The following is a 589-nucleotide window of genomic DNA, read 5'->3' as shown; positions in this document are numbered from 1 at the left end:
CGGAAAATACCAATGGGTCAAAGATGAGCTCGAGTATTTGTTCAAGCGGATTCCTGCTGTTGGCGGAAAGCTTGCCGCTACAGCCGAACGGATTAAAGACAGCCTTAAATATCTGCTCGTATCCGGGATGTTCTTTGAAGAGCTTGGATTTACGTATTTAGGGCCTGTAGACGGCCATTCCTACGATGAACTGTTTGAGAACTTGCAGTATGCGAAGAAAACGAAAGGCCCGGTACTCCTCCATGTTATTACGAAAAAAGGAAAAGGCTACAAGCCTGCGGAAACTGATAAAACCGGAACATGGCACGGAACCGGCCCATATAAAATCGATACCGGTGACTTTGTCAAACCGAAAGCTGCTGCACCATCATGGAGCTCGCTCGTAAGCGAAACGGTCAGGAAGCTTGCCCGCGAGGATGAACGGATTGTGGCCATTACTCCGGCCATGCCTGTCGGTTCAAAACTTGAAGGGTTTGCGAGCGAATTTCCGGAGCGCATGTTTGATGTCGGCATTGCGGAACAGCATGCGGCAACGATGGCGGCGGGACTTGCGACACAGAATATGAAGCCGTTTCTGGCGATCTATTCG

The 589-nt window shown here is 50.1% G+C and carries 1 protein-coding gene; it reads left to right on the top strand.

Annotated elements, in window-relative coordinates:
- Positions 1-589: 1-deoxy-D-xylulose-5-phosphate synthase N-terminal domain-containing protein (locus ACWHAR_RS29785; RefSeq protein ID WP_452088778.1), on the top strand; the 589-nt coding region annotated here is incomplete at both ends.

Source organism: Bacillus sp. LR--39 (assembly GCF_053613335.1).
This window is presented reverse-complemented; position numbering and strand designations above follow the sequence as displayed.